This window comes from Phaeobacter sp., from assembly GCF_022825805.1.
In the GTDB taxonomy this organism is placed as follows: Bacteria; Pseudomonadota; Alphaproteobacteria; order Rhodobacterales; family Rhodobacteraceae; genus Phaeobacter.
Window position 1 is genome coordinate 1 of record NZ_JAJDWC010000101.1, and the last position, 6,151, is coordinate 6,151.

Below are 6,151 nucleotides of genomic sequence, written 5' to 3' on the forward strand. Positions count from 1 at the left end.
CGCTTCGACGCGTGCGAACGCAGCAGCCCAAATCTCCAGTCGCCTACGGCTCGTTCCGATTTGGGCTGCTGCGGTACTAACTGAAGCGGACAATTGGCATGTTACCTACACCGGACAATTCAGAATGTTCTCGACAGACTGGCCAGCCATGCTTTGCTTGAAAGAGGCCAAACATGACCTTTCGCGCTCCAGTTCCTGAATATCAGTTCCTGCTCGACCACATCGTCGGCTTTGATGAGATCGCGGCAACGGATCGGTTTGGCGATGCAAGTGCCGATGTTGTGACGGCAATCCTGACCGAGGCCGGCAAGCTCTGCGATGAGGTGATGGCACCGCTGAACCGGGGCGGGGATCTGCATCCCGCGCATCTGGAAAACGGGGTGCTGCGGACCTCTCCCGGCTATGAGGAGGGGTGGAAATCCATTTCCGAAGGGGGATGGATCGGGATCAGCGCGGCGCCCGAGTTTGGTGGCATGGGCCTGCCAATGACCCTCACAACAGCCGTCAACGAAATGATGTCAGGTGCGTGTCTGTCGCTGCAATTGGCTCCGCTGATGAGCCAGGGGCAGATCGAGGCGCTAGAACACCACGCAAGCGACGCGATCAAAGAGCTGTATCTGCCGAAACTGATCTCAGGCGAATGGTCGGGTACAATGAACCTGACGGAGCCGCAGGCTGGATCCGACGTTGGCGCTCTGACCTCCAAAGCGGAACCGCTAGATGACGGCACCTACGCGATTACCGGGCAGAAGATCTATATTTCTTGGGGTGATAATGATTTCACCCAGAACGTCTGCCATCTTGTTCTGGCGCGTCTGCCGGATGCTGCGCCTGGCACCAAAGGGATTTCGCTGTTTCTGGTGCCAAAATACCTGCCGGATGCGGATGGAAACCCGGGTCAGCCCAATGATCTGAAAGTTGTCAGCCTTGAGCACAAAATGGGTCTGCATGGCTCGCCAACCTGCGTCATGCAGTATGGTGCTGCGGTGGGCTGGATGGTTGGCCCTCCTGGTGGTGGCTTGGCTGCGATGTTCACCATGATGAACAACGCCCGTCTCGGTGTTGGCGGTCAGGGCGTGGGTGTGGCCGGGGCCGCCTATCAAAAGGCGCTGGCCTATGCGCTGGAGCGCAAGCAGGGCGTGTCCCAATCTGGAACCATCGTTGATCATGCCGATGTGCGCCGGATGTTGATGGAGATGAAAGCGGATCTGTTTGCGTCTCGTGCGATCCTGCTGGCCTGCTCCCAAGCGATCGATATGCAGACCGCCACCGGCGAGGCCGATTGGGCTGCCAGAGCGGCGTTCCTGACGCCGATTGCCAAGGCTTTTGGCACCGAGACAGGAATGCGTGTGTCTGAAACCGGTGTGCAGGTGCATGGCGGCATGGGCTTTGTCGAGGAGACCGGGGCCGCGCAATATTACCGGGACGTCCGCGTCACCGCGATCTACGAAGGCACCAACGGTATTCAGGCGATGGATCTGGTCGGTCGCAAGATGATGGATGGCGGTGAGATGGCCAACCGCCTGATTGACGAGATTGAAGATCAGGCAGAGCGCGCCCGTGGTCGCTACCCCTCTTTGGCCGAGGCGGTTTGGCAGGCCTGTGAATCCTTGCGTGAAGCAACGGAATGGCTGGTTGGACAGGACGATATGGACAACCGTTTTGCGGGCGCGACGCCCTATTTGCATGCTTTTGCGCGCGTGCTGGGTGGGCATTTTCATCTGTCAGCTGCCATGGCGGATGCCGGTGGTGCGCGGGAGAAACTGGCGCGGTTCTACATTGAACGCTTGCTGCCCGAACATGCCGCCTACCTGGCCCACGCCCAGGCTGGTGCAGCCGGTGCGCGGGCGCTCTCGCTGGCGGAATTGGCGGACGGATGAGCAGCGCGCGCCCCAGCGGTCCATGGAGTGAACCCCCAGCCAAAGGGGGGGCAATAGAGGTGGCAGAGGGTGTTCTCTGGATGCGCTTGCCCCTACCGATGAAGCTGGACCATGTGAATGTCTATGCCCTGGATGACGGGGATGGATGGACCATTGTGGACACTGGCATGTCCTCCAAAACCAGCCGTCGCCTTTGGGAGGCGCTGATGGCAGGTCCTTTGGGCGGCAGGCCAGTACGACGGGTTGTCGTCACCCACCATCATCCGGACCATGTGGGCAACGCGGGTTGGTTTCAGTCGCAACACGGCACAGAATTGGTCACAACGCGAACGGCCTGGTTGTTTTCGCGGATGTTGACACTGGATGTACAGGACAGCTGGCCCGAAGAAACCCTAGCGTTTTATCGCAGTGCCGGTATGGATCCTGCCGTCTATGAGGCGCGGCTCGCCGAACGACCCTTCAATTTTGCTGATACGGTCTACCCGATGCCGCTGGGGTTCACGCGGATCAAACAGGGGGATGTGATCCGCATGGGTGGCCGCGATTGGGATATCCATATTGGCAATGGTCATGCGCCGGAGCATGCGACGTTCTGGAGCCGGGATTGCAATCTCGTGCTCACCGGTGATCAGGTGCTGTCGTCGATCAGCCCCAACCTGGGCGTTTATGCGACGGAACCTATGGCCGATCCCGTGGCCGACTGGCTGGAAGCCTGCGAACGGCTGGCCCAATTGGCCCGTCCGGATCAGTTGGCCTTGGCCGGGCATAAGCTGCCGTTCCTTGGTCTGCCGCACCGGATGGCGCAGTTGATCGACAATCACCATGGGGCTCTGGCGCGGTTGCTGGAGCATCTTGATGAACCGCGCAGCGCAGCGGAGTGTTTCGCGCCTCTGTTCAAGCGGCAGATTGGCGGCGGGGAATATGGTCTTGCTTTGGTCGAAGCGGTGGCCCATGTAAATCATCTGTACCATTTGGGTCAGGTCCAACGCAGCCGCCGCGCCGATGGCGCCTGGTTGTATCAGCGGCAGGGGTGATCTGCCCCGCCAATCGGGGAGAGAGCGCATGTCTGACGAAATCAAAACCAGTGCCGAAGCGGTCGAGGCCGCTATTCTGCCGTGTGTCCACGAGGTCCATTCCGACCCAGAGGCCTGCGCCCCCATGAAAACGGTCCCCGAGCCGCTGCAAAAACCTGTCGAAACCAAAAGCCCAGCCCGTTGGGCCTATGAGCGGTTGGTGCTTTACATCCAGAACTTCGAAAAGCAACTGGACGGCGAACATGAGGTTGCGATGGGATTTGCTGGCGGTGACGCCGGGGTGATGCGGATCGAAGGGATGGGATATTTTGATCCCGATATCATTACCTACTACGGATCCGACACCAGCGGCGCGCGCACTCAGCTGGTGCAACATGTCAGCCAGTTGAATGTGATGCTGCGTGCGCTGCCCAAACAGAACGAAGCGGCCCCGGCAAACCGGATCGGTTTCCGTCTGGTGTCCGATCTTGAGGCAGAGACGCAGGACAGTTGATCCCGCCAAAATGGAGCGGCTTGCATGCATAGGGGCGGCGGCCATTGTTGGTCTGTTCAGTGCTCTGACATCGCCACCAGCACATGCGGAGGCACCGTCCTGGCCAGGTTGGGCCGCCAGTTTCGGCGGTGAAGATCAGGGCGCACACGAAGCGCTGCTGCAGGTGATCGACGCGTCAGACCATACCCCGGCGCCTTTCACCACAGACGGTTGCAGCGGCGGGCTGTCGTTGCTGTGGCGGCAGTTTGTCAGCGCTGCGACCGATCAGGGCCCACGTTTCGAATATTGCTGCGTCGCTCATGATCGCAGTTATCACATGGCCGGTGGCGCGACGACAGCGACCGAAAGCGTTGTCGCGCGCAGGCTGGCCGATAAGACTCTGCGCCAATGTGTTGAGGCCGAGCTTGCGGATGTGACGCCGTTGAGTGGGGCAATTGCGTCGGCGATGTTTTCCGCCGTTCGATTCGGCGGTGCGCCCTGCACCGGGCTGCCATGGCGCTGGGGCTACGGATATCCGCCTTGTGAAACTCAAATCAACGGCAGTTTTGCCAAAGATGCGCCAGATTGACGTCGTGACAGTTGTTTTGAAATCCAGTATTCAGCGTTCAAACAGTTGCGAATAGGAATGAAAACATGGCTGAGCACGAGCACGGTTCGATGGATATCTCTGTTCAGGAAAAAACCTATGAGGGTTTCCTGAAGTTCACCACCCGTTTTTGTATTGCAGTGACCTTGTTCACGGTCTTCTTGGCGATTTTCGCGACCTGATCCAGTGTTGGGTAATCAGTATGGGGGGCAGCCCCGGTTTTTGAACGCTGCGCGCCTGCGTAAGGGCGCCGCAGCTTTTGTGCTGTGTGCAGTTGTGGCGGGGTGCGCTGCGCAGCAGCAGCCGAATGCAGATGACGCCACTCTGGAACGCGTGGCCTATCGTCATGATGGGCCTGCGTCCTTGACGCTTTACACGATGATCAACAACAGGACGGGCCAGGGTGCGCATACCTCGTTGATGATCAACGCGTCGGAACGGGTGATTTTTGACCCTGCCGGCTCCTTCTATGCTGATGTCGTGCCAGAGCGTGATGATGTCCTCTATGGGATCACCCCAGGTGTTGAAAAAGCCTACCGTGGCTCGCACGCGCGCAGCACGCATCATGTGGTGGTGCAGACGCTGGAGGTGACGCCAGAGCAGGCGCAGGTCGCCTATCAATTGGTGACAGACTACGGTCGCGTGCCGGGGGCTTTCTGTGCCAACGCCACATCCTCCGTCCTGCGGCAGATCCCGGGGTTGGAACAGATTGATACCACATTTTACCCCGGTAAATTGGCAGATCAGTTTGGTGCTTTGCCAGGCGTAGAGACGGTGCGCTACCGCGAAAGCGACAGCGCCGATCTGCGAGAGGGGTTGGCAAAGAACAACGCTCTCCTGAATGCCAGTGAGTGATCGTTAGAACTGATATGCTTGCAAGAAAAAGCCGTCCTACTGGACGGCTTTTTGTGTTTGAGCCTGTGTTGACAGCACAATAGCTCCGGCTTGGTCGTATGTTGGCCTATTGCAGCAAAAACAAAAGCAAAAATCCGCAGCCTCCCGCTGCCATGGCAATCAGGACATTCCGTGTCAGGTAGCCAAGGGCGAAAACCAGCGCAGCGACGGCCACATGGGGCAGGCTCGGCGTTCCGCCCGTTGGTGTCGGCCAGGCGACCAGGGGCGCCACCAGAGCGGGAATGATGGCAACTGCAGTGTATCGCAGGTGCCGCATCAGCCAGGCGGGCATGCTGCGGCCACCCATCATCCCGATGAAGGCAAAGCGCAGAGCAAAGCTGCCAACGGCGAGCCCGATGATGATGGTCCATAGGACAGTGGGATCAGGGGCTTGGGTCATGTGGTGTCTTTCACGGGTTTGCGGCTTTCGAACCAGAGTTCTGCCTGCGCGCCGGCCATCATGCCACACATCCCCGCAACGATCAGCCCAAGGTTATACGGCAGCACTGTCGCCGGAAGTGATGTTACAATGGCCACAAAACAGGCAACCATATGCGCCGGGGTGCGCAGCATTGGGCCCACCATCGCAAGAAACGCCAGCGGTAGGACAAAATCCAGGCCCCAGCTGTCAGGCACCTGCGCCCCCAACAGCGCACCAATAAAGGTGGCGGCCATCCAGCCGGGGGCAACACAGCCGTTAGTGCCAAAGAAATAGGCCAGCCGCTGGGAGAGGGTCATCTGCGGGTTGGTTTCGAACTGAACGATGGACAGCGCATAAGATTGATCCACGGTGAGATAGGCTGCACAGGCTCTCTGCCACAGCGGAGCTGCACCCAGATATGGGGTGAGCGATGCAGAATACATGGCAACCCGTAGGTTCACCGCTAGGGCGGAGATTAGGATAATGATCGTGGGGGTGTTTTCCTGCATCAACTGCAGTGCCGTGAACTGGGCGGAACCTGCAAACACCGAAAGGGAAAACACCATCGCCTCGGGGACGAGCAATCCGGCCTCAGCCGCAAGAACACCAAACAACAATCCAAACGGGCCAGAGACCAACAGAAACGGCGCGCCATCGCGGAACCCTTTCCAAAATGCCGATTTCGTGGTGGTGATTGCCATGATCTAGGCAGCACACCTATAAATTCCTTATCATTCGTATTGGCTTGTGCTTCATTTCCAGCAAAACAACATGCTGGGGTGTGAAAATGGCGCGTTCGGACATGAGCGATCTGGAGTGGGAGTTCATCAAGGCAGTCTTGCC

General features: G+C 58.9%; 8 protein-coding genes. 6 read left to right on the forward strand and 2 right to left on the reverse strand.

Annotated elements, in window-relative coordinates:
- Nucleotides 1-173: 173 nt before the first annotated feature.
- The 6 genes from Q0C28_RS11325 to Q0C28_RS11350 all read left to right on the forward strand — a co-directional run bounded on the left by Q0C28_RS11325 (nt 174) and on the right by Q0C28_RS11350 (nt 4,848).
- Entirely contained in the window at nt 174-1,880 is a 1,707-nt protein-coding gene (locus tag Q0C28_RS11325; RefSeq protein WP_293575843.1) for an acyl-CoA dehydrogenase, read from the forward strand.
- Nucleotides 1,877-2,914: an MBL fold metallo-hydrolase gene (locus tag Q0C28_RS11330; protein WP_293575845.1), complete on the forward strand. Its 1,038-nt coding sequence runs from the start codon at nt 1,877-1,879 to the stop codon at nt 2,912-2,914. The genes Q0C28_RS11325 and Q0C28_RS11330 overlap by 4 nt, the downstream gene beginning before the upstream one ends.
- A 28-nt stretch (nt 2,915-2,942) precedes the next feature.
- Nucleotides 2,943-3,407, forward strand: a complete 465-nt coding sequence (locus Q0C28_RS11335) for a DUF6173 family protein (protein WP_293575847.1) — start codon at nt 2,943-2,945, stop codon at nt 3,405-3,407.
- A 10-nt stretch (nt 3,408-3,417) separates the two neighbouring features.
- Nucleotides 3,418-3,975 (forward strand): hypothetical protein, encoded by a 558-nt coding sequence (locus Q0C28_RS11340; protein ID WP_293575849.1) that lies wholly within the window; start codon nt 3,418-3,420, stop codon nt 3,973-3,975.
- A 65-nt stretch (nt 3,976-4,040) separates the two neighbouring features.
- Nucleotides 4,041-4,175 (forward strand): aa3-type cytochrome c oxidase subunit IV, encoded by a 135-nt coding sequence (locus Q0C28_RS11345; RefSeq protein WP_293575851.1) that lies wholly within the window; start codon nt 4,041-4,043, stop codon nt 4,173-4,175.
- A gap of 40 nt (nt 4,176-4,215) precedes the next feature.
- Nucleotides 4,216-4,848: a hypothetical protein gene (locus Q0C28_RS11350; protein WP_293575853.1), complete on the forward strand. Its 633-nt coding sequence runs from the start codon at nt 4,216-4,218 to the stop codon at nt 4,846-4,848.
- Nucleotides 4,849-4,954: 106 nt separating this feature from the next.
- Here the strand turns inward: Q0C28_RS11350 and Q0C28_RS11355 are convergent, their stop codons facing one another.
- Both Q0C28_RS11355 and Q0C28_RS11360 read right to left on the reverse strand, forming a co-directional pair.
- Nucleotides 4,955-5,287, reverse strand: coding sequence for an AzlD domain-containing protein (locus tag Q0C28_RS11355; RefSeq protein WP_293575855.1), 333 nt, complete (start codon nt 5,285-5,287; stop codon nt 4,955-4,957).
- Nucleotides 5,284-6,009: an AzlC family ABC transporter permease gene (locus Q0C28_RS11360; RefSeq protein ID WP_293575857.1), complete on the reverse strand. Its 726-nt coding sequence runs from the start codon at nt 6,007-6,009 to the stop codon at nt 5,284-5,286. The genes Q0C28_RS11355 and Q0C28_RS11360 overlap by 4 nt, the downstream gene beginning before the upstream one ends.
- Nucleotides 6,010-6,151 lie beyond the last annotated feature (142 nt).